Source organism: Faecalibacterium sp. BCRC 81149 (assembly GCF_022750605.1).
Classification (GTDB): Bacteria; Bacillota; Clostridia; order Oscillospirales; family Ruminococcaceae; genus Faecalibacterium; species Faecalibacterium duncaniae.
In genome coordinates, this window is sequence record NZ_QXJA01000001.1 from 53889 (window position 1) to 75925 (window position 22037).

Genomic DNA, 22037 nt, shown 5'->3' on the forward strand with positions numbered 1-22037 from the left:
AGGGTGAGGCGGCATTGCGAGGCAATGACGGAGAGGGTTGTTCTTTTTGACTCAGAGCAGCGTCGGCACCAGCTCGGCCAGCTTTTCGGCCAGCTGTGCATGGCCCTTACGGGTCAGGTGCATGAAGTCGATCTGGTTGAACTCGCAGCCTTCAGCATCCAGGAAATGGACGTTGTTGCGCTCTGCAATGATCTTGTACCAGCCGGCAACGCCCTTGGACTTCTCCACACAGCCGTCACCCATGACCTCATCGTGGAAGCCCTCCTTGATGCGCGGAGGAGCAACCACAAGAATGTTGGGTTCCTTGCCGCCCCAGCAGTCCACGGTCTTGCACTTCTGGATCAGGCGCTCCATGCCCGCACCAATGCAGGCGGCGTTTGCGTTGAAGCGCTCCTTCACATCGTTGGTGCCCAGCATGATGATGAGCAGGTCGATGACTTCATGGCTCTTGAGCAGGGGATAGGCCACGCTCAGAGCATCCATGGACTCGTGGATGGGATCTACAAAAACGGTGGTGCGGCCGGAAAGGCCCTCTTCGGTTACCAGATACTTGTCGCCCAGAGCAGTCTGCAGGCGGCAGGTCCAGCGCTCGTCCTCGTTGAAGCGGATGCCGCCGTCGGCATTGTCCTTGGGGTCGGCACAATAACCGTGGGTGTTGGAATCGCCCAGGCAGAGAATATGTGTTTTCATCTCAATATACTCCTTTGATCGTTCAGATGATCAGGCTTCGCCGTGCTGCTGGCGGAAGTAATAGACTGCGCCTACCATACCGGCATCATTGTGCAGCTGGGCAGCGCGGATCTCCAGTCCCTCGGCAAAGGCGGGCATAACGGAGGCCCTGACTTTGGCGGCAATGGGCTCGATGAGCAGCTTCTGCTGGGCGCTTACGCCGCCGCCGATGAGAATGAGCTGCGGGTTAAAGATGTGCACCATGCCTGCAAGGCCCTGTGCGATCTCATCCGTCCAGGCATCCAGCAGGGCCAGAACGGTCTCGTTGCCAGCCTCCGCAGCAGCAAAAATGGCGCGGCCATCCTTCCAGGCCGGGTCCTTTTCCTGTGCGGCCCGTACCAGAGCCGTGGTAGCGGCGTAGCGCTCCCAGCAGCCGGTGGCACCGCAGGTGCAGGGGACACCGTCCAGTGCATGGGTGCGGTAGTGGCCCAGCTCACCGCCCAGTCCGCGGGCACCCTCCAAAAGGCGGCCGCCGGTCAGGATGCCGCCGCCCACGCCAGTGCCCAGGGTCACGCCGATGACATCGGTATAACCCTTTGCGCCGCCGATCCAAACCTCGCCCAGCGTCATGCAGTTGGCATCGTTGGCAACGGTGACGGGCAGGCCGAAGAGCCGTTCCAGTTCGGCCTGGATGGGGCTGTTGATGTAGTTGGGAAAGTTGCCGCAGGTACCGGCCACGATGCCTTTGCGGCTGTCGATCTGGCCGGTGGCCGAAACGCCCACGCCTTCCAGTGTGTTCACGTCGATGTTCTGGGTCTCCACAAAGGCTTTGGCGGCTTTGAGCACGGTGGTCAGTACCGGGGTCTGGTAGCCGTCAAAGTTGACGCTCTCCTCGGCCTTGGGGCCCACCGCGCCGGTCTCATCCACGATGCCCAGCTTGACGGCAGTGCCGCCGATATCGATCGCAAGATACTGTTTCATCTCAGTGTCTCCGTTTTACTTGTTCATGGCGTTGATGGCACCGGTGAAGCGGGCCGTGATCTCGGCAGGGCGGGTGATGGCACCGCCCACCACCAGTGCAAAGGCACCGGCTTCCAGTGCCTTGACGGCCTGCTCGGGGTAGTGGATGTGGCCCTCGGCAATGACTTTGGCGGGGCACTCGGTGGCCAGCTTGTGGACGAAATCAAAATCGATGTCGTCAATGCCCTGGGTCTCAGGGGTGTAGCCGCGCATGGTGGTGCCCACAAAGTCGGCACCGGCCTCGGCACAGGCCATGGCGTTCTCAAAGTTGTCGCAGTCGGCCATCACCAACTGATCCGGGTACTTTGCTTTGATAGCGCGGATGAACTCGGCGGAGGTGGAACCATCCGGGCGGAGAGCTCCCGTGCCCTGCACCGCCAGAATATCCACGCCGCAGGCCACCAGCTCGTCCACTTCCTTCATGGTCACAGTGATGTACATGGGGGTGCCGGGGTAGTCCTTTTTGATGATGCCGATCACGGGCAGGTCCACGACCTCCTTGATCTGGGTGATGTCCCGCACGGTGTTGGCGCGGATGCCCACCGCGCCGCTCATGGCGGCAGCCTTGGCCATCAGGGGCATCACGCCGCCCTCCTTGGTGTACAGGGGCTCGTGCTCCAATGCCTGGCAGGAGACGATCAGCCCGCCCTTGATCTGAGCAAACAGTTTTTCCTTATCCATGATACTTATCCTCCATCTTGATCTTGACTACAGCTTTGCGGACACGATCGCAGCCGGGCATTTCCACGCCGGGGCGGTGCAGCTCACCGGGGAAGAAGAGGACGAACCGCCCCTCGCCCAGAGCGCCGAAAACGGCATCCTCGCTGTCCTTTTTGCCGATATCCGGCTGGTAGGGCTCCACCTCGGTGCCAGGGGCGGTCTCGTAGCCCCATCCCTCGCCGCCGGTCAGGTCGATCTGCAGATCGGCGTAGAGCCGGTGATATTCGGCGTGGGAACCGGTGTGGGGTTTGAGATCGGCATCCATCACATTGATGAATACCTCATCGCCGTCCACTTCGGTACGGCCCAGCGGCAGGGCTTCCAGCGGGTGTGCGGCCAGAAACGCAATGGCCGTGTCGAGGTTTTTGTGGAACCCCTTGTACAGATGCAGTTGATCCAGGGTATCGCAGATCATACGCTTTCCCTCCAAAAAAGAAGCGCCCGCCTCCCCTCTGAAAAGAGACGGAGAGGGGGCGCTTGTTCAGCTTACAGTTTTGCGATGGCGGCTTCGATCATGGCCTGTGCTTCGGCCACGATGGCCTCATCCTCGGGGATCAGGCTGGGCATGGGTTCACGCACGCCGCCCAGCTCCAGACCGTACATCCGGCGCAGGATCTCTTTCTGCACGGCGTACAGGTTGCCGTGGGCCTCACACATCTTGTAGATGATGCGGTCGGCCTCATACTGGAGGGCCTGAGCCTCCTTGATCTCGCCCTTGTTGATGTGCTCGTTCATGGCCAGATACAGCTCAGGCATCACGGCGTAGGTGCCGCCGATGCCGCCGTCTGCGCCGATGACGCGGCCGGAGACGAACTGCTCATCGGGGCCGTTAAAGACCACAAAGCTGCCTTCGCCGCGGGCAGCGATACCGGCATCCTTGAACATCTGGATGTCCTGGGTGGGCATGGAACTGTTCTTGACAGCCACCACGTTGGGGTTCTTGAGCATCTCCTTCAGCAGGCTCATGGTCAGGCCGGTGCCAGCCAGCTGGGGAATGTTGTAGATGACGAATTCGGTATTGGGAGCAGCAGCGGACATGTCATTCCAGTATTTTGCAATGGCATACTCAGGCAGGTGGAAGTAGATGGGGGGGATGGAGGCGATGGCATCCACACCCACGCTCTCGGCATGGCGGGCCAGTTCCACGCTGTCGGCGGTGTTGTTGCAGCCAACATGTGCAATGACGGTCAGCTTGCCTTTGGCTTCGCTCATCACTGCCTCCAGCACGGCCTTGCGCTCGTCCACATGCTGGTAGATGCACTCACCGGAGGAACCGCCGACATACACGCCCTTGACACCCTTGGCGATCAGGTGGCGGGTGAGGGCCTTGACACCCTCGGTGGAAATATTGCCCTCTGCGTCGTAGCAGGCGTAGAAAGCGGGGATAACGCCCTGGTACTTAGTGATATCTTTCATGGTTTGTCTCCTTAAGCTCCTATATGCTTATTTGTTCTGTTCACTGCATCAGCGCCCTCTTGCGGTGCCCTGCATCCGCTTCGGCCCTTGGTGCGGGCCTTGCGTCTTGCAGACCGCTGCGCCAAAAATTGCTTCCTGAACATCAAGCTCCAACGCTTTCTGTTCCGGGCAACTGCATCAATGCCCTCTTGCGGTGCCCTGCATCCGCTTCGACCCTTGGGCGGGTCTCGCGTCTTGCAGACCGCTGCGCCAAAAATTGCTCCCTGTTTCCGCCGCAGGCGGCGGTCGCAATTTTAGCCCTTAACGGCACCCATTGCGATGCCCTTGGTGAAGTACTTCTGGAAGATGAGGAAGATGATGATGATAGGCACAGCAGCCAGTGCAGCACCTGCCATGATCAGACCGAAGTCGGTGCTGTTTTCCGCCTGCAGCTTTGCAATGCCCAGAGAAATGGTCAGGTTGCTGGTGCTGGACAGCATGATCAACTGCATAAAGTAATCGTTCCAGCTGTTGATAAAGGTGAAGATGGCCAGAGCACCGATGCCCGGCTTGACCATGGGTAGCACGATGCTGACAAAGGTCTTGGCTTCACTTGCACCGTCAATGCGGGCGGCCTCCAGCATTTCTGTGGGGATGCCCTCGCTGAACTGTTTCATCAGGAACACACCGAATGGCCAGCCGACGATGGGGAAGATGACGGCCCAGATGGTGTTGTAGAGGTTCAGGGCACTCATCTCACGCAGCAGGGGGATCAGAATGACCTGCTTGGGCAGAGCCATTGCGCACACGATCAGGGTGAACAGGAGCTGACGGCCCACAAAGCGCTTCTTGGCCAGTGCATAACCGGCCATGGCGGCGGTGATGCAGGTCAGGATCATGGAGACAACAGCCATGAACACGGTGTTGATCATCCAGCGCAGGGCAGCAGGAGCGGTGGGTCCGACCGAGAAATAGATGGGCTCGCCGTCGGCACTGAAGCGTGCACTGAAGGGGATGGCCAGCTGCCACAGCGGAGCGCTCTTTCCGGCAAACAGCTTCTGGTAGTTGGTCAGCACCCACTCATGGGGCCACCACTCGGGGGTGGTGGAGTTGATGGCTGCACCGGTTTTGAAGGAACCGGTGATGATCCAGTACAGTGGGAACGCAAAGGTCACGGCCACGATGCTGATCAGGATCAGGGTCAGGATGGTATAGGCGCTGGCCTGCTTGAGCTTGCTGGGGTGACGCTTCAAGGGCTTTTGCTTTTTTGCGGTTGCAGCAGTTGCACTCATTGTTACGCACCTCCTCAATTATTCTGGTTGCCAACCTTGAACTGGATAGCAGACAGGATGGCAATGATGATGGCAAGCACAACACCCATGGCGTTGCCATAGCCGTAGCGGTACAGCTTGAACGCGGTGTAGTAGATGTAGTACATGATGGTATCGGTGCTGTGGTTGGGGCCGCCGGAAGTCAGCAGCTGGATCAGCGCAAAGCACTGGAAGGAGTTGATGGTGGTGATGACCAGGATGTACAGGGTGGTGGGCATGATGGCGGGCCACTTGATCTTCCAGAAGCACTGGAAATCGGTCGCGCCGTCCACTTCAGCAGCTTCTACAATGGATTGATCCACGTTGCCCAGGGCGGAAACATACAGAACGATGGGCTGGCCCACAGAGGTGGTCAGCAGGATGAGGATGATGCAGCCCAGAGCGAACCGCTCGTCGCCCAGCCAGTTGATGTTCTTGTCGATCAGACCCAGCGTCTTGCCCAGATAGTTGAAGATGCCGTAGTAATTGTTGTACATCCACTTCCAGACAACGGTAACGGCAACGGAACCGGTGACAACGGGCAGGTAGAACACGCAGCGGAAAAGGCTGGTGGCCCACTCGGGCAGATCCACGATGGCGGAGCTGACCCACAGCGAGAAGGCGCAGGTCACAGGCACCGACACGATGACGATGATGAAGGTGTTCTTCAGAGCACCCAGGAAAATCTTATCGGCGAACAGCTCTTTGTAGTTTGCAAGGCCGACAAAGACATCGGCGCGGTTCATGGTGGAATCAAAGAAGCTCGTGACCACGCAGAGGATCATGGGATAGATGACGAATCCCAGAAAGAAGATCAGGCTGGGCAGAAGGAAGAGATAGGATGCGATGGTCTCCTGCCGGACCAGTGCGCGGCTGCGCTTTGGCTCTTTGACTTTTACGGTGGTAGCAGCCAAGAAAATCACCAAACCTTTCGTTTAGCTCCGGTAAAATGACCGGCTCCCGACGGAACTTGCAAAAAGAATGCCCCTCCCTCGCCGGGATTATCGAGGAAGGGGCAAGGTCTATAACGTTGCGATGAAAAACTCAGGCAGTGCGCTTATGCCTCGGCAGCAGCGGCAGCATTTGCGTTCTCAACAAAGGTAGCAACGGCCTGCTCAACGGGCTCACCGGTGCCAACGCGCTGCAGCATGTTCCACCACTCGGTACGAGCAGTTGCCCAGCCCGGGGTGATCTGGTAGTAATCGCCCAGGAAGCCCATGAACTTGGTGTACTCGCTCATAATGTCGTTGCCGGCGTAGATGTCGCCAACGCTCTCGCGAACGGGGAAGTAGGTGGAAGCCAGAACGCTTGCGCCAACCTGATCGGGGTCAGCAGCGATGAAGTCGATAAAGGTCTTGGCTGCTTCGATCTTGGCCTCGTCGCCGTTGTCGAAGATGCCGAAGCCCCAGATGCCGCCGCACAGCTTGGGATCGCCGCTCTCGGTGGGGAAGGCCATGGGGAAGATCTCGTCGCCGCTGTTGGTCAGGCCGGCATCGTTGTTGTCGGAGTTCAACTGCTGTGCAATGTTCCAGCAGAATGCCATCTGCAGGGTACCGTTGCGGAACAGGGTGATCTCCTCGCCGCCGTTGATGGAAGCATCAAAGTTCACGCCCTTGGCATCGTACAGAGCCTGGATGGCCTTGATGTTCTCGGGGGAGTCAGCGGTGTACTTGGTGTGCTCAGCATCGGTGAAGGTGCCGCCGTACATGTTGTTGATGATCGCGCGGGTGCCCTGGTCGCCGCCCTGGCCGCTGCAGTAGATGGCTGCAACATTCTCATAACCGCCATTATACAGTGCGTCAACAGTCTTGAGGAAGCCGTCGGTGCTCCAGGTGTGCTTATCAGTATCAATGTACTGGTCTGCGCCCACTTCCTTGACCTTGGTCATGTTCACGGCCATGCAGTGTGCGGTCATGCACAGGGGATACTCATAGTAGTCGCCGGCATCGTTCCTGCAGGCAGACTCAACGGAAGCGTAGATGTCCTTCTTGGCATCGTCGGTCCACAGGTCGTTCAGAGGAGCCATGACGCCCTTCTTGCCCCAGTTGGCAACCAGACGCTCGGGCCCTTCCATGATCAGGTCGGGTGCGCTGCCGCCCTCAATGGCGGTGTTGACCTGGTCATCACCATTGGTGTAATCCAGGTACTCAACGGTGACCTTGATGTCGGGATATTTTGCGTTGAAGCTGGAGATCAGCTCCTGCACAGTCTCGTCCTTGCCCCAGCCGCCGATGGGGTATGTCCACAGCTTGATGTTTGCGCCAGCTGCGGTGCTTGCCGCTGCAGAAGCTGCAGTGGAGGAAGCAGCAGTGCTGCTGGAGGAGCTGCCGCCGCATGCGGCCAGTGCACCGGCTGCACTCAGGGCACCCACGGCCTTCAGGAAAGAGCGGCGAGAGATACTGTTTTTCATAAGAAACTTCTCCTTACTCATTGATGTAGTGCGATTCTGCTCTGCGGCCCTCGTGTGGGAACCGCTTCTATTGGCCTTATTATAGAAAAATATTTTCATTTTGTCTATCGGCTGTCTGCCCAATAATGAAAGGATTTTCTTGTGGATGTCGCACAATTTTAGCGAAAAGACTGGCCTTTTGGGCAGGATTCACGGAAATTTTGAAATTTGTAGCTATTTTGTAACCATTATAGAAAAACCATACTTTTTGCCGGTGAAAATAGTTTTCACACAAAAAAGAGGGGAAAATCCGGTAAATTGAAAAGGATTTTCACGAATAAGTCATACTAATGCGGCGAATTTGGGCGCTCTGCACAGAAACGAACCTGAATTTGTAGTCAAAGCCCCTCTTGCCAAGCGGCAGGGATTCTTTTATACTTTCCTTAAAGGAAAACGTCCCGACAATGGTGTTGGCGTGTGCGGCCGGCCCTTCCGGCGGGAAACGGAGCAGGAAAAAGGAGACCATCATGTCTACGACCACAAACTTCTGGGAGCTGCTGCAGCAAAGGCAGGATGAACTGACAAAATCCGGCCGTGCTGTAGCAGATTACCTTGTCCACCATGCCGACGAGGCACAGTACCTTTCCATTTCCTCCCTTGCGCGGGAATGCAAGGTAGCAGAGGCAACGGTGTTCCGCTTCTGCCGGGCATTGGGTTTTGAGGGCTACCATGAGATGCGCATTTCGCTGGCGCAGGCCAACGCCACCGGTGCGCTGGTCAACCAGCATGAGCCGGAGCCGGGCGCTACCACCGCCAGCCTGTGTGAGCACGCCAGCGGCCTGTTTCTCACTGCCATCAACGGCACCCAGAATTCTCTTTCGCCCGAAGCCGTGGAGCAGGCTGTGGATCTGATGCGTGCGGCGCGGCAGGTGTTCTGCCTGGGTCAGGGCGGCAGTATGCTGCTGGCCAACGATATCTGCGCCCGCTTTTCCAGCCTGTCCAACAAGTTCCGCACCGCAGGGGACAGTCATCTGCAGATCCTGGCTGCCAGCCTGATGGGCCCGGAGGATGTGGTGCTCTTCATCTCCTATTCCGGCGCGACCCGCGATATGCTGGAAACGCTGCGCACGGCCAAGGCATCCGGCGCAAAGATCATTCTGCTCACCCATTATGAGGATTCGCCCGGCGCAGCCATGGCAGATGTGGTGCTGCGGTGCGGCGCGCAGGAAAGCCCGCTGGATTCCGGCAGCATCCCCATCAAGGTGGCGGTGCTTTATGTGGGCGAGGTGCTTCTGCTCCGCTATATGCTGGATGACCCCGAGCATACCAACGAAGCCCAGGACCGCACCAGCGAGGCGGTGGCCATCAAGCTGATCTGAATAGTAAAACAGGCGGCATCCAACTTTGGTTGGAGCCGCCTGTCTTTTCGTTATAAGAGCGCTATAGTTTCATCCGGGAACTGCTTCTGGTAGTAGGTCACCTTCCACCGGATATTTTCCGGTTCCACCGGCGCAAAGTGGAGCGAGGAACAGGCGGTGCGGGTATCACTCTGCTGCTTTCCGCTCACAAAGATCGCCGTTGGGCCGTCTGCCCCGCCGATGATGCCAATGGCTCCATCTTCCGTGGGTGCGTTGCTTTTCCGGATGGGCTTATCACTAGAGGCGCAGTCGTTTACCTGCACCCAGCCGGTGGTCACGGCGGGGGTCAGGGTGTAAGTCATTTCCACAAATTCCCGGGGCCATTCCATGGGCGGCCCCATGTGGGGGAGGTCATTCTCCGGTAGCCGGGCCGGTTTCAGGTCTTTGACCGTCAGCACGCAGGGCACACCGGTGACGGGGTGGGCAAACTCCACGGTCTTCCCGGGCGCTGCCGTGAACTGCACCGCTTCGGCAGGCTGTTCCCGCTGGGTGAGGGTCAGTGTCAGGCTGGTGATGTGGGCAGGCCTGCGCTTTGTCGCCCAGGGAAAGCTCCACTGCCGGAGATCCCAGCCCTGTTCCGGGTCAAGCCCGTAGTGCTTCACGATGTCCCGCGCCGCCTGTTCACCGCTGCAAACGATCTCCTCTTCGGAGCGGAGGGGGTTATAGTATTCCCCGGCACCGCGGCTGTACTCCACGGTTTTGCCGTTGATGGCTGCACTTGGCAGATAGTCAAAAGAACCAAACGGGTCCTCGGCTTCGGCCAGTTCGACAACTTCCGGCGGGCATTCGTCAATATCCATCCCTTCATAAGCGGCCAACTTCTGGTAATGCGCTTCGATCGCCTCACGCTCCACCCGGCGGCAGATATCTACAACCAGCCCTTTTCCACAAAGGTAAATCGCAGGGATGATGAAATGCTGCCCGCCCCACACCGAGTGTGCCCCGCAGGACACTTCCTGCCCGGGGCGGCCCCGATGCGGGCGGTGACAGCCCGGATTGTCCTCAAAATAAACCTTCCACTCCATCTGTGCTCCGCCTTTCCATACAGTTTTCTCTATTGTAGCGCAGAGGGATTTTTCCGTCAACCGACGCTTTTTCGCTAGGTGTCGCTCATATCTCGCCGCCTGTCCGAATAGACTGTTTCCGAGAAGCAGACGCAGAAGGTGCGGCCTTGCCGCCCGGTGCGGACGGGAGAGAGGAGAGAGCAATTTGGAAAAACAGGAGTGTTTGGAAGCCACTGTCTGCCGGGAGATCGGGGCACGCACCGGCGGGGAGATCCTGATTGGCGTGGTGGGGCCGGTGCGCACCGGCAAGAGCACCCTCATCAAGCGGTTTATGGAGCAGCTGGTGCTGCCTGCCATCGGCCCGGCGGACGCAAAGCTCCGGGCCCGGGATGAGCTGCCGCAGTCGGCGGCAGGGCGAACGATCATGACCACAGAGCCGAAGTTCATCCCGGAGCAGGCCGTGCCGCTCCAACTGGAGGGCGGCGGGGAATGCCGTATCCGGCTCATCGACTGTGTGGGCTATATGGTGGAGGGAGCCATGGGCCACGAGGAGGACGAGAAGCCCCGCATGGTCAAAAGCCCCTGGTTCGAGGAAGAGATCCCCTTTGACCTTGCCGCTGAAACCGGCACCCGCAAGGTCATCCGGGATCACTCCACCATCGGCATCGTGGTCACCACCGATGGCTCCATCAGCGAGATCCCCCGGGAAAACTACCTGCCCGCCGAAAAGCGGGTGGTGGAGGAGCTGGAAGCGCTGGGCAAACCCTTTGTCATCCTGCTCAACAGTACCCGCCCGGATGCTCCGGAGACAAAGGCTCTGGCTGCAGAGCTGGAACAGGCATACGGACGCACGGTCCTGCCGGTGAGCTGTCTGGATCTGCAGAAAGATGACCTGCTGTCCATCCTGCAGCGTGTCCTCTACGAATTTCCGGTACGGGAGCTGGATTTTGCCATCCCCCGCTGGGTGACGATGCTGGAAAAGGGCCACTGGCTCCAGAACGAGATCTACACGGCGGCGCTCCAATTTTCAGAGAAGATCAGCCGGATGAAGGATGTTCCGGCCCAGAACAGTGCCGGGGCGCTGGCCGGGGATTCGGTGCAGGAGTCCGCCCTGAGCGGCATGAACCTTTCCGACGGTGTGGTGCGGGTGACCGTTCTGCTGAAGCCGGAAGTGTTCTACCGCGTCCTCAGTGAGCAGACGGGGCTGGAAATTGGCGACGAAGCGGGCCTGATGCCCTGCATCATTGAGCTTTCCCGGGCAAAACGGGAGTACGAGAAGATCCGCAGTGCACTGGAACAGGTGGAAGCCACCGGCTACGGCATCGTGATGCCCAGCATTGAGGAGCTCTCGCTGGAGGAACCGGAGATCGTCCGGCAGGGCGGACGGTACGGTGTCCGGCTGGAAGCCAGCGCACCCTCCATCCATATGATGAAAGCCGTCATCCATACCGAAATCAGCCCCATTGTGGGCACCGAGAAGCAGAGCGAGGATCTGGTGCAGAGTTTGCTGGGCGATTTTGAAGCAGACCCGGAGAGGCTGTGGGAATCAAACATCTTTGGCAAGAGCCTGCATGAACTGGTGAATGAGGGATTGCAGAACAAGCTCCTCCACATGCCGCAGGAAGCCCGCACCCGCCTGCAGGAAACGCTGGAACAGGTCATCAACGATGGCTGCACCGGATTGATCTGCATTCTGCTGTAACATCACAAAAGCCACTCGGCCGCAGCGTTTCCGTCTGTGACCGGGTGGCTTTCTGTTTATGCCAAGGGCTCCCCTATTAGGGGAGCTGGCGCGCGTCAGCGCGACTGAGAGGTTTGATCCGTTTCAAACAGCCTTCAAAACTGCTCAATGTATCATGGAATCGAATCCCCTGTGCGGCCAGCTTTGAGCTGTCCATCACAAGGTTGCGGGAGAAATCAGCAGGCTCGATCTGCACCTGCACGCCCAGCGCTTCGGCAAACTGCCGGGCCGTTGTGACCATGTCGGCATCGTTCCCGCTGCCAAAATTGTATACACCGCCGGGCAGCTGCAAGGCGGGGAAGAGATGTTCCACCACCTCCCGCACCCAGCTGACACCCCGGTGATCGTGTGGCGAAAAGCGAACGGGAGTACCGTTTTGTGCGGCCTGCAGCAGGTTCAGCGGCAGATTGCCCCGGAGGGGCAGGCCATCACCGGGCAGATCGTACATCCACGGAGCCCGCAGAAGCACCGCCTCCGGGCAGAGCGCAAGGACCCGCTCCTCGGCCTCCAGCTTGTGCTGACCATAGGTATTGGCGGGGGAGAGCGGCAGCGTTTCGGGCAGGGGGCCGGGCTGGGTCACACCTGCGTACACCTGATCCGAGCTGAATGAGATCAGTTTGGCCCCGGTGTCCCGTGCGGCCTTTGCCATCTGGATGGGCAGTTCGACGTTGGCACGCTGGGATTCCTCCGGGTGCTGCTGGCAGTAGCCGGTATCGGACAATGCCGCCAGATGCAGGATGACATCCGGCTGCACGGTTTCCACAAAACGGCGAATGTCGGATTCATCGGCAGCAGCCAGAGATCCGCGCGGGAAGGTGAAAAGCTCTGCACGGCCCTGCCACTGGTGCAGTACCCGGGAACCCACAAAGCCGGAGGAGCCGGAAATTAAGATTTTTTTCATGATGCTTTTCTTGCGCGTACTTTTGCAAAACGCACTTGTTCTAAAAGAATGCTGATGGTCTTGGAAGTATCAGTCCACGAGAAACCGCCATCGTAACGGGTCAGCGTTGCATCATCTGCCAGAATGTCAATCAGTTCATCCTGCTCTGGCATGAGCCGGGCGGCCCGCAGGGTCAAATAGGTGTCCCGCGTAACAAACAGCGTGTAAGGACTTGAAACCTCAAACCAGATAGGCTCGTTGTTTTTACTGAACGTGCGCATCAGGGCTTCCCACCGGGTCTGTGTGACGCTCAGGAACACAATGGGGCTGTCCCTGTAATAACGTACCTGATAGCCGACTGTGGTGTAATAAACTCCTGTCTTTGCATTCCTGACTGCATTTTTCTGAATGGTGTGGATAGACCCGTAGGAATCAGAGGGAAGTACTTCATGGGTCTCTTCTACTACAAGATCTTCGACCGGCAGGTCCACATAAGAGTGCATCATCCAGTAGCGCCAGCCAAAGAAAGCGCAGATCAGGGCCAGCAGTCCGCCCACAGCGGCCAGCGTGATTTTTACCTGCCGGGCGCGCAGATTCTTTTTTACGGTGCTCAGGGCCTCAGCGGCCTCAGCGGCCTGCTCTTCCTGTACCGCAGTTTCCTGGGGCGGGGCGTCCATTTCAGCCAGCAGGGCAGAGCAGGCGGCACAGTCGCTCAGGTGCTCTGCCACATCGGCGGAAGTCTGTTCGTCGCAGACGTGATCTTTATAAAGGGGCAGAAGGTCCTGAACCAGGTAGCAGGGTAGTTTCATAAGATGGCCTCCTTCATTTTCATTCGGGCGCGGTAAAAGGTCACCCGCGCCCAGCTTTCGGTCTTGTGGTGCAGTGCGGCGATCTCTGCAAAGGTCAGTTCGCCGTAGACCCGCAGCCAGAACACCTCCCGGTACGGTTCGGGCAGGGCATGAAGCTTCTGGTAAAGGCTCAGTGCTCCTTCCCGCTGCTCCAGTTCCTCCCCCGGCAGGGGGGCGGGGCTGGGCACATCCGTCAGAGTGTCGTCCAGCGGGGGCAGTTCCCGCTTCTGCCGCCGGTATGTATCCGTCAGGGTGTTTTTGGCAATCTGACACAGCCAGACATTCAGTGCACAGCCGCCCTTGAACCCGTCAATGGCATCCAGCGCCTTGTAAAAGGTCTCTTGGGTCAGTTCTGCTGCCAGTTCCTCGTTTTGGCACAATGTCATCAGGTAAGCGTACACGGGCTTGTAATACTGCAGATAAATCTGCTCAAAACTGCGGTGCTCCATGTGCGCATCCCTCCTTTTTGGTGTGTTTTGGAACCGGTTCGCCCATAAGACGGCAAAACCGCCGGAACGTTACAAGTTTTCCGAAAAAATTTTCAAAGACCAAAAAGCCGCCATGGCCTACCCAGAACCACAGCGGCAGAAAGCTCAGTGCACCAAAAACAGTTCCAGCACAAGAACCACGGCGCAGCAGGAGACAGACACCTGAAACAAACTGGCCCCGAACCATGCAGCGGCAATGCCCACCACCAGCGCGGCGGCACCGGCAATGGGGCTTTGGGTGGCGTTGACGATGGCCGGGAAGGTCATCACGGCCAGCGTCACATAGGGCACATAGTAGAGGAAGGACTGGATGAACTGGTTCCGGATGGGTTTGCGGATAAGGGTCAGCGGCAGCACACGGATGGCGTAAGAAACGGCGGCCATCACGGCGATATAGACCCAATTATTGTAGGTCATGCCTGCACCTCCTCAGTTCCGGCAGCTTCCGGTGCTTCGGGTGTAACAGGGAACAGAACGGCTGCCCCGCAGGAGATCAGCACCGTCAGCAGGATGGTGCGGGTGCCGTCCGAAAGGGAAGCGATGCCGGGCAGGCAGCCGCAGGCAAAGCTCAGGGCAAAGCTCAGCATCACCAGCACGGCAACGACCCTGTTCTTCCGGGCGGGGGGAATGATGATGGCCAGGAACATGCCGTACAGGGCCACGCTCAGGGCGCTGACCACACGCACGGGCAGCAGATTGCCTGCAATGATGCCCAGCGCTGTGCCCATGGCCCAGGCGGGGGCCGCCAGCGCAATGGCACCGTAGGTGTAGAACGGGTTCAGATAGCCGGGCCGTGCGATCGTGATGCCAAACAGCTCGTCGGTGACATCGTAGCCGATGATGAGTCGGTGGAAGAACGGCGTGCCTGGGGCAAATTTCTGGGCCAGAGCGCAGCTCATCAGCAGGTAGCGCGCGTTGGCAATCAGGGTGATGATGGCAACTTCCAGATAGGTGGCACCGGCAGCAATCAGCGAAAAGGCTGCATACTCACCGGCAGAAGCATTGTTGAACAGGCTTGCAAAAAAGCCCTGAATGGGGGTCAGCCCCGCATTGCGGGCTGCAATGCCCAATGAGAACGAGACAGCAAAATAGCCCAGCGCAATGGGCACGCCATCCCGCATCCCCTCGCAGAATACCTTGCGGCTGAATGCGTAGGGCTTTTGAGTGGTTTCCATGAGTGGTTACTCCTTTCCTACTTCAAGACACAAAAATAAGTATAGCACATCCGGTAGGAATTGACAAAAGAAAAAGGCTCAGGTTTTTGATCGAAACCTGAGCCTTTTTCAAAGAAGGGAGCGTGGCTTAATCCACAACATCCTCAAACTGGCTGTTGTACAGGTCAGCGTAGAAACCGCCGGCCTCAATGAGCTGGTCGTGGGTGCCCTGCTCCACAATGTCACCGTCCCGCATGACAAGGATGAGGTCTGCATCTCTGATGGTGGACAGGCGGTGTGCGATGACAAAGCTGGTACGGCCCCGCATCAGGTTGTCCATAGCAGTCTGGATGCGCTGTTCGGTGCGGGTGTCCACACTGCTGGTGGCCTCGTCCAGGATCAGGATGCGGTTGTCGGCCAGAATGGCCCGGGCGATCGTCAGCAGCTGCTTCTGGCCCTGACTGACGTTGGAAGCGTCCTCGTTCAGCTCCATCTGGTAGCCGCCGGGCAGGGTGCGGATGAAGTGGTCGGCATTGGCGGCCTTGGCGGCGGCAATGACCTCTTCGTCGGTGGCATCCAGACGGCCATAGCGGATATTTTCCATGATGGTGCCCTTGAACAGCCAGGTGTCCTGCAGCACCATGCCGAAGCCCTCGCGCAGGGCACTGCGGTCAAAGTCGCGGATGTCGTGGCCGTTCAAGGTGATGGAGCCGGAATCTACATCGTAGAACCGCATGAGCAGCTTGACCATGGTGGTCTTGCCGGCACCGGTAGGGCCAACGATGGCGACCTTCTGGCCGGGCTGAACATTGCAGCTGAAATCGTGGATGATGGTCTTTTCGGGCACATAACCGAACCGGACGTGGTCAAAGGTGACCTGACCATCGATGCAGGCAGGGTCTGCCCGGCGGGCAGGGTCGGCCAGCTGATCCTCTTCGGGCTCGTTCAGGAACTCGAACACGCGCTCGGCAGCGGCGGCCATGCTCTGCAGCATGTTGGACACCTGTGCCAGCTGCTGGATGGGCTGGGTGAAATTGCGAACATACTGGATAAAGGCCTGGATATCGCCGATGGTGATGATGCCGTTGGCGGCAAAGATGCTGCCAACGATGGCAACAGCCACATAGCCCAAATTGCCCACAAAGTTCATAATGGGCTGCATCAGGCCGGAGAGGAACTGGCTCTTCCAGGCGGATTCAAACAGCTTGTCGTTGGCGGCGTTGAAGTCCTCCAGCACGGCGGCCTCCCGGTTGAAGGCCTTGATGACATTGTGGCCGGAGTAGACCTCCTCCACCTGACCGTTCACAACGCCCAGGGTGGCCTGCTGGGCCTTGAAGTATTTCTGGCTGAACCTGACCACCAGCATCACCAGCACCAGAGAGACGGGCAGGATGAGCAGTGCGATCAGGGTCATTTTGGGGCTGATGGACAGCATCATGATCAGCACGCCGATCATGGTGGTAATGCTGGTGATGAGCTGGGTCACGCTCTGGTTCAGGCTCTGGCCCAGGGTGTCCACATCGTTGGTGATGCGGGAGAGCACCTCGCCGACTGTCCGCTTTTCAAAGTAGGCCAGCGGCAGGCGGTTGATCTTTTCGCTGATCTGGCGGCGGAAATCATAGCAGACCTTCTGGGAAAGGCCGGTCATCAGCCAGCCCTGAATGAAGCTGAATGCGGCGGAGCAGAGGTACATGGCCAGCAGGATGAGCAGGATCTTGCCGATGTAGGCAAAGTCGATGCTGCCGATCCCCCGCAGCTTGGCGATCCAGCCGGTGGCAAGGGCCGTGGTGGCCTTGGCCAGAATTTTGGGGCCTGCGATATTGAAGATGGTGGAAAGGATGGCAAAGACCATCACAACGATGAGGGAAAGCTTATACTGGCGCAATGCGCTGAGGAGCTGCCGCAGAGTGCCCTTGAAATCCTTGGCGCGCTCGGTGGTCTGTTTTCCGGGTCTCGGCATATCACTCATCCTCCTTTCCGGTGTTCAGGTCCTGCAGGTTGAGCTCCTTCTGGCTCAGCTGGCTCCTGGCGATCTCCTGATATTCAGGGCAGGTGGCCATGAGCTGAGCATGAGTGCCCTTGCCCACCAGCCTGCCGTCATCCAGCACCAGGATCTGGTTGGCGTGGAGGACGGTGGAAATGCGCTGTGCCACGATGATCACGGTGGCGTTGTCGGTCTCTTCCTTCAGCGCACGGCGCAGGGTGACATCCGTCTTGTAGTCAAGGGCAGAAAAGCTGTCGTCGAACAGATAGATCTTCGGCTCCTTGGCAATGGCGCGGGCGATGGAGAGCCGCTGCTTCTGGCCGCCGGACACGTTGGAGCCGCCCTGTGCAATGGGGCTTGCATAGCCCTCGGGCTTTGCGTCGATGAACTCGGCGGCCTGTGCGATGGAAGCCGCCTTCTTCATGCCCGCATCGGTGATCTGTGCACCGCCGAATTTCAGGTTGCTCTCGATGGTGCCGCTGAACAGAATGCCCTTCTGGGGAACATAGCCCAAAAGGCTGTGGAGCTGCTCCTGCGGCATCTCCCGCACATCGATGCCGTCGATGGTCACGCGGCCGCCGGTGACATCATAAAAGCGGGGGATGAGGTTGAGCAGGCTGGATTTGCCGCAGCCGGTGGAGCCGATGATGGCTGTGGTCTCGCCGGGGTTTGCGGTAAAGCTGATGTGCTCCAGCGCGTCGCTGTCGGCACCGGGGAAGCGGAAGCTGACATCCTCGAACCGGACCACGCCATCCCAGTCCTTCTTTTCAAGGGCGGGCTTTGCGGTGGCAGCGTCGGGATCATGGATGGAAGCCTTGGTGCGGCAGACCTCGTCGATACGGTCAGCAGCCACACCGGCACGGGGAAGCATCACGGCCACCATGGCCAGCATCAGGAAAGACATGACGATCTGCATGGTGTAGGTGATGAATGCGATCATCTCGCCCACCTGCATATTTCCGGCATCCATGGCCTTGCCGCCGAACCAGACGATGAGCAGGCTGGTGCCGTTCATGATCAGGGTCATAAAGGGCATCATGGCCACCATGGCGCGGTTGGTGAACAGCTGGGTGCCCATCAGCTCCCGGCTGGCAGCATCAAAACGCTTTTCCTCAAAGGATTCGCGGCTGAATGCACGCACCGGCATCACGCCGGTCAGGATCTCGCGGCTGACGAGGTTCAGCTTGTCCACCAGCGTCTGCATGATCTTGAACTTGGGCATGGCGATGCTCATCAGAACCGTGATGAGCAGAAGCAGAGCGGCCACGTCCAGCACGATGATCCAGGCAAGGCCGGTGTTGCCCTGGGTGACGTGCATCACGCCGCCGATGCCCAGAATGGGAGCGTAGGCCACCATGCGCAGCAGGATGACACAAGTGAACTGCACCTGCTGGATATCGTTGGTGGTGCGGGTGATCAGGGAAGCAGTGGAGAAATTCTCGATCTCTGCGTTGGAAAAATGGATGACCGAGGAGAAGGTCTCTCTGCGCAGTTCCCGGCCGATGGAAGCCGAAACGCGGGAGGCAATCAGGCCCACCAGAATGGCAACGACCACCATCAGCAGGGTCAGGGCCAGCATCTGGCCGCCCACCCGGAAGAGGTAGGCCATCTGTACATCATGGGAAACGCCCTGTGCCTCATATTCCAGGCTGACCAGCAGGGTGGCCTGACTTGCCATGCTGGAAAGGGTGGTCTCGTCCACCTGTTCCATGGCGCTGGCCAGCTGCTGCTGGATCATTTCCCGTGAAAAGCCGGGCATCTGGGCCATGGCTGCGAACTGGGCGCAGACGGCATCCAGATCTTCTGCCGTAGGAGCAGCGGTCATGGCTTCTGCTTCATCCCCGGCAGTGGCGTTGGCGTTCTGTGCCGCCGCCATATACAGCACGATATCCGGTGTGGTAACGGCCTCCTCCAGAGCGGTGCGCTCGGCATCGGTCAGGTCACTGCGGAGCTTCAGAACACCGTTGTCCTGAAGATAATATCCGTAGGCATTCTGCAGTGCGTCTGCATCCTCTTCGCCCATCAAAAGCGAGAGGGCATCCAGTGTGCTTTGGCGCACAGTCTCCGGCAGGGGGCTTTCAATGCCGCCTTGCTGGATGCCGGTGTCCACGATCCTGCTCGTGTAATCCGGCAGGGAAAGGTCGCAGTAGGCCTGCACGAACAGCAGCGCCACCACGGCAAGGCAGGCGGCCCAGTGGCGGGCCAGCTGCTTGAAAATTTTACCCATTTTCGTTTTCTCCCTTCAATTTTGCTTGTTGCTCCGCATTTTCCGCCTCCACGGCCTCCAGCAGTACACCGGTCAGGGAGAACAGCTGCTCCCGCTGCTCTTCCGGGATGCGGCGGATGACCCGCTCAAAGTAACGGCTGATGGCAGTTTCGACCTGGCGGCTGGCATCCAACCCCTTTTCCGTGGGGCGCACCAGCGTTTTTCGGCGGTCATGGGGGTCTGTGATCCGCTCAATGAGTCCATCCTGCTCCAGCTGGCGCAGCGCGCGGGAAACAGCGGGCAGGGGCTGTTTGACGGCGGCAGCCAGATCGGAAACATAGATGGTGCCGTTCTGGCCATGCTCTTCAATGGTCATCAGCACGCCTTCCAGCATGATGAAATGACACTTGGGGCAGCTTTCCAGTGCCATTTTGGCACCGCGTTTGCCTTCCGTGCTCAGCCGATGCAGATAATGGATCGCGGCGAACAGTTCCGGCGCGCTCTTCTGCGGCATACGAATCCTCCTTATCACTTGACAGATACAAATACTTAACACATGATAACTATTTGCTGATGATAATAATATACCCGCCTGCATCGGAATGCAAGCGGGCAAACATGAACTTTTTGAAAACTCTGAAGATCCTGCGCATCAAGGAGAAAAATCACTCGTGGAGCTGACGTTCTTCCACCAGACTCTCTCGTTTGCTGCTGATACGTCCCAGCCCGTAGGCCAAAAACGTGGCGCAAAGCAGGTTCAGCCATGCCAGCGATGCACCGCTGAAGGTGTTGGTAACGCCTATGAGAAGGTTTGCCAGACAGAGCAGCCTCACCACCTGTCCAATTTTGTTCAGGTGGGAGATACGGGAATCTACATCCGAAAACATATCAAAGGGACCTAGCTGGGCGCTGCGGCGGAAATATCCCCAACTGAAGCAATGCCCAACGCTCTGTGCTTCCAACTCTTCCATGAAACTTTCAAAATCCGGGGAACTGTCCAGCATGGCAAGCCGAATGATGTACTGGCCGGGTTCCGTCTTTTCAAAGGTGTAGGTGCAGAACCCGGCATTCTGCAGGGCCCAGCCCTCCTGCGCCATTTCGTTGAGCCAGCGTTCTTCTTTTTCAAATTCCCAGACCCAGAAATTCCGATGCAGCGTTTTTGTTTCACTCATACCTGTTCCTCCTGTAAAATGGCGCGGCCATTGGCAGCAAGCTCCTCCAGCCGGACCAGCTCCTGTTTGAGCACCTTCAGCCCGGCGGAGGTCAATTGGTATTCTTTTTTGCGGCTCCCGCTTTCCATGGGCAGGGGAGAAATCCACCCCTTTTCGCACAGGGCATTCAGGGCACCGTACAGGGTTCCGGCAGCCAGCCGTACCCTTCCGCCGGAGAGCTGCTGGGTCTCCTGCATGATGCCGTAGCCATGCCGCGGATGATAGAGGGAAAGCAGGATGTAGTAGGTGGTTTCCGTCAGTGCCGGATTTTCCATTATATCACCTCGCTTTGTATCGCTATGCGATATATCATGGATGTATTATATCGCTTATCGATATAACTGTCAAGGGGCTGAAAATAAAAAAGCTCTCCCGGAGGGGAGAGCAAAGACAAACAACCAGAGAAAACCGGTCAACGATCGTGGAACAGTCGGTTATCCACCCAGATGCAGACGCAGGCACCCAGCACAGAGATGACAAAGGAGCTGATGCTGCCAGTGGCATGGATGCCAATGAGGCCGAACAGAAACTCACCCACAAAGCTGCCCAGAATGCCCAGCACAATGTTGCGGCCGGTGGAAGTCTGGGTGCCCATAAAGCGGTTGGCGATGTGACCGGCCAGAGCGCCTACCAGCACGCCCACGAGCAGGGAAGCCAGCAGGCCGATCAGAGAGAACAGGCCCATCAGCACGCCCACCAGAGCGCAGATCAGGGCAAGGACGATCAGAATAGACAATGTAATCATACAGAAGCCTCCTTGGTTTCTTTTGTAAGAACGGCGTTTTCTGCCGCGTACCGGCAGATATCGTTCAAGCAGCACTTTTCACATTCGGGTTTGCGGGCATTGCAGACAGCCCGGCCATGCATCACAAAGCGGTGGCACAGGTCACTGCCTTCCTCCGGCGGAATGATCTTCCACAGGGCCATCTCCACTTTCTGCGGCTCCTTGATGCCATCCACCAGCCCGATTTTATTGCACAGCCGGATGCAGTGGGTATCCGTGACGATGGCGGGCTTGCAGAACACATCACCCATGATCAGGTTGGCGCTCTTGCGGCCCACGCCGGGCAGTGCCAGCAGCTCTTCAAAGGTGGTGGGCACTTTGCAGTTGTATTTATCCCGCAGCACTCGCATACAGGCCGAGATATCCCGGGCCTTGCTGCGGCCCAGCCCACAGGGCTTGACGATGGCTTCGATTTCCTCGGGCTCTGCTGCAGCCAACGCTGCTACATTGGGGTATTTTGCAAACAAGTCCTGTACCACAATGTTCACCCGGGCATCGGTGCACTGGGCCGCCAGCCGGACGCTGACCAGCAGCTGCCAAGCGTGGTCGTAATCCAGCGTGCAGGCTGCATCCGGATATTCTGTTTTCAGCCGGTCGATGACATGGAGCGCCAGCTCCTTTTTGGCAGAGAGATCTTCTGCCGCAGCGGCTTTCTTCATCTGTACCCCTCGTTTCTCGTAAATGTACTATGATAATAGCATGTTTCGACCTTTTTGTAAATGGGATTTGCGGCATCCATCTGAGAATGATTTTCATTATTGCTCTTGCTGTTCGTGTAAAAATGAGGTATACTATTTCTATCTATATAAGGCCCAT

Annotated in this window: 23 protein-coding genes; 2 read left to right on the forward strand and 21 right to left on the reverse strand. The window is 58.2% G+C overall.

Annotation, left to right across the window (positions count from 1 at the left end; all coding sequences use genetic code 11):
• Positions 1–51: 51 nt before the first annotated feature.
• The 8 genes from D3F01_RS00255 to D3F01_RS00290 all read right to left on the reverse strand — a co-directional run bounded on the left by D3F01_RS00255 (position 52) and on the right by D3F01_RS00290 (position 7524).
• Positions 52–690, reverse strand: a complete 639-nt coding sequence (locus tag D3F01_RS00255; protein ID WP_156068200.1) for a GDSL-type esterase/lipase family protein — start codon at positions 688–690, stop codon at positions 52–54.
• A gap of 30 nt (positions 691–720) precedes the next feature.
• Positions 721–1650: an ROK family protein gene (locus tag D3F01_RS00260; protein WP_242885430.1), complete on the reverse strand. Its 930-nt coding sequence runs from the start codon at positions 1648–1650 to the stop codon at positions 721–723.
• A 15-nt stretch (positions 1651–1665) separates the two neighbouring features.
• Positions 1666–2370 carry an N-acetylmannosamine-6-phosphate 2-epimerase gene (locus tag D3F01_RS00265; protein ID WP_005934431.1) on the reverse strand — a complete coding sequence of 235 codons (705 nt, stop codon included), beginning with the start codon at positions 2368–2370 and terminating at the stop codon, positions 1666–1668.
• Entirely contained in the window at positions 2363–2824 is a 462-nt protein-coding gene (locus D3F01_RS00270) for a YhcH/YjgK/YiaL family protein (protein ID WP_242885431.1), read from the reverse strand. Before D3F01_RS00270 ends, D3F01_RS00265 begins: the two co-directional genes overlap by 8 nt.
• Before the next feature lie 71 nt (positions 2825–2895).
• On the reverse strand, positions 2896–3825 hold the full coding sequence (locus D3F01_RS00275) for a dihydrodipicolinate synthase family protein (RefSeq protein ID WP_242885433.1): 930 nt from the start codon (positions 3823–3825) through the stop codon (positions 2896–2898).
• 293 nt (positions 3826–4118) lie between these two features.
• A complete protein-coding gene (locus tag D3F01_RS00280) occupies positions 4119–5096 on the reverse strand; it encodes a carbohydrate ABC transporter permease (protein WP_242885434.1) in 978 nt (325 codons plus the stop codon).
• Positions 5097–5110: 14 nt separating this feature from the next.
• Entirely contained in the window at positions 5111–6037 is a 927-nt protein-coding gene (locus D3F01_RS00285; protein WP_097771261.1) for a sugar ABC transporter permease, read from the reverse strand.
• Between the two features lie 134 nt (positions 6038–6171).
• Positions 6172–7524 carry an ABC transporter substrate-binding protein gene (locus D3F01_RS00290; RefSeq protein ID WP_117476134.1) on the reverse strand — a complete coding sequence of 451 codons (1353 nt, stop codon included), beginning with the start codon at positions 7522–7524 and terminating at the stop codon, positions 6172–6174.
• 506 nt (positions 7525–8030) lie between these two features.
• Here D3F01_RS00290 and D3F01_RS00295 point away from each other — a divergent pair.
• On the forward strand, positions 8031–8882 hold the full coding sequence (locus D3F01_RS00295; RefSeq protein WP_005934417.1) for a MurR/RpiR family transcriptional regulator: 852 nt from the start codon (positions 8031–8033) through the stop codon (positions 8880–8882).
• 50 nt (positions 8883–8932) lie between these two features.
• Here D3F01_RS00295 and D3F01_RS00300 read toward each other — a convergent pair whose 3' ends face one another.
• Positions 8933–9946 (reverse strand): sodium ion-translocating decarboxylase subunit beta, encoded by a 1014-nt coding sequence (locus D3F01_RS00300; RefSeq protein ID WP_242885437.1) that lies wholly within the window; start codon positions 9944–9946, stop codon positions 8933–8935.
• 184 nt (positions 9947–10130) lie between these two features.
• Here D3F01_RS00300 and spoIVA point away from each other — a divergent pair, with 184 nt between their 5' ends.
• Complete coding sequence (spoIVA, locus tag D3F01_RS00305; protein ID WP_242885440.1) at positions 10131–11627, forward strand: stage IV sporulation protein A; 1497 nt, start codon at positions 10131–10133, stop codon at positions 11625–11627.
• 76 nt (positions 11628–11703) lie between these two features.
• On the opposite strand, the gene D3F01_RS00310 is transcribed toward spoIVA, so the two are convergent.
• The 12 genes from D3F01_RS00310 to nth form a co-directional block, all read right to left on the reverse strand.
• Complete coding sequence (locus D3F01_RS00310; protein ID WP_117476138.1) at positions 11704–12567, reverse strand: sugar nucleotide-binding protein; 864 nt, start codon at positions 12565–12567, stop codon at positions 11704–11706.
• Positions 12564–13355 carry a zf-HC2 domain-containing protein gene (locus D3F01_RS00315; RefSeq protein ID WP_242885442.1) on the reverse strand — a complete coding sequence of 264 codons (792 nt, stop codon included), beginning with the start codon at positions 13353–13355 and terminating at the stop codon, positions 12564–12566. The genes D3F01_RS00310 and D3F01_RS00315 overlap by 4 nt, the downstream gene beginning before the upstream one ends.
• Positions 13352–13843, reverse strand: a complete 492-nt coding sequence (locus tag D3F01_RS00320; RefSeq protein ID WP_117476140.1) for a sigma-70 family RNA polymerase sigma factor — start codon at positions 13841–13843, stop codon at positions 13352–13354. Before D3F01_RS00320 ends, D3F01_RS00315 begins: the two co-directional genes overlap by 4 nt.
• A gap of 144 nt (positions 13844–13987) precedes the next feature.
• Positions 13988–14299 carry an AzlD domain-containing protein gene (locus D3F01_RS00325; RefSeq protein WP_242885444.1) on the reverse strand — a complete coding sequence of 104 codons (312 nt, stop codon included), beginning with the start codon at positions 14297–14299 and terminating at the stop codon, positions 13988–13990.
• Positions 14296–15057, reverse strand: a complete 762-nt coding sequence (locus D3F01_RS00330) for an AzlC family ABC transporter permease (RefSeq protein WP_098922250.1) — start codon at positions 15055–15057, stop codon at positions 14296–14298. Before D3F01_RS00330 ends, D3F01_RS00325 begins: the two co-directional genes overlap by 4 nt.
• 127 nt (positions 15058–15184) lie before the next feature.
• Complete coding sequence (locus tag D3F01_RS00335; RefSeq protein WP_242885447.1) at positions 15185–16996, reverse strand: ABC transporter ATP-binding protein; 1812 nt, start codon at positions 16994–16996, stop codon at positions 15185–15187.
• A 1-nt stretch (position 16997) separates the two neighbouring features.
• Positions 16998–19247 carry an ABC transporter ATP-binding protein gene (locus D3F01_RS00340; RefSeq protein ID WP_242885449.1) on the reverse strand — a complete coding sequence of 750 codons (2250 nt, stop codon included), beginning with the start codon at positions 19245–19247 and terminating at the stop codon, positions 16998–17000.
• Positions 19240–19740: a MarR family transcriptional regulator gene (locus D3F01_RS00345; protein ID WP_242885452.1), complete on the reverse strand. Its 501-nt coding sequence runs from the start codon at positions 19738–19740 to the stop codon at positions 19240–19242. The genes D3F01_RS00340 and D3F01_RS00345 overlap by 8 nt, the downstream gene beginning before the upstream one ends.
• Positions 19741–19891: 151 nt before the next feature.
• Positions 19892–20398, reverse strand: coding sequence for a DUF2812 domain-containing protein (locus D3F01_RS00350; RefSeq protein ID WP_242885455.1), 507 nt, complete (start codon positions 20396–20398; stop codon positions 19892–19894).
• Complete coding sequence (locus D3F01_RS00355; protein WP_117534147.1) at positions 20395–20712, reverse strand: helix-turn-helix transcriptional regulator; 318 nt, start codon at positions 20710–20712, stop codon at positions 20395–20397. The genes D3F01_RS00350 and D3F01_RS00355 overlap by 4 nt, the downstream gene beginning before the upstream one ends.
• A gap of 137 nt (positions 20713–20849) precedes the next feature.
• On the reverse strand, positions 20850–21182 hold the full coding sequence (locus D3F01_RS00360; protein WP_005934393.1) for a GlsB/YeaQ/YmgE family stress response membrane protein: 333 nt from the start codon (positions 21180–21182) through the stop codon (positions 20850–20852).
• On the reverse strand, positions 21179–21880 hold the full coding sequence (gene nth, locus D3F01_RS00365) for an endonuclease III (RefSeq protein ID WP_242885457.1): 702 nt from the start codon (positions 21878–21880) through the stop codon (positions 21179–21181). The genes D3F01_RS00360 and nth overlap by 4 nt, the downstream gene beginning before the upstream one ends.
• Between the last annotated feature and the right edge of the window lie 157 nt (positions 21881–22037).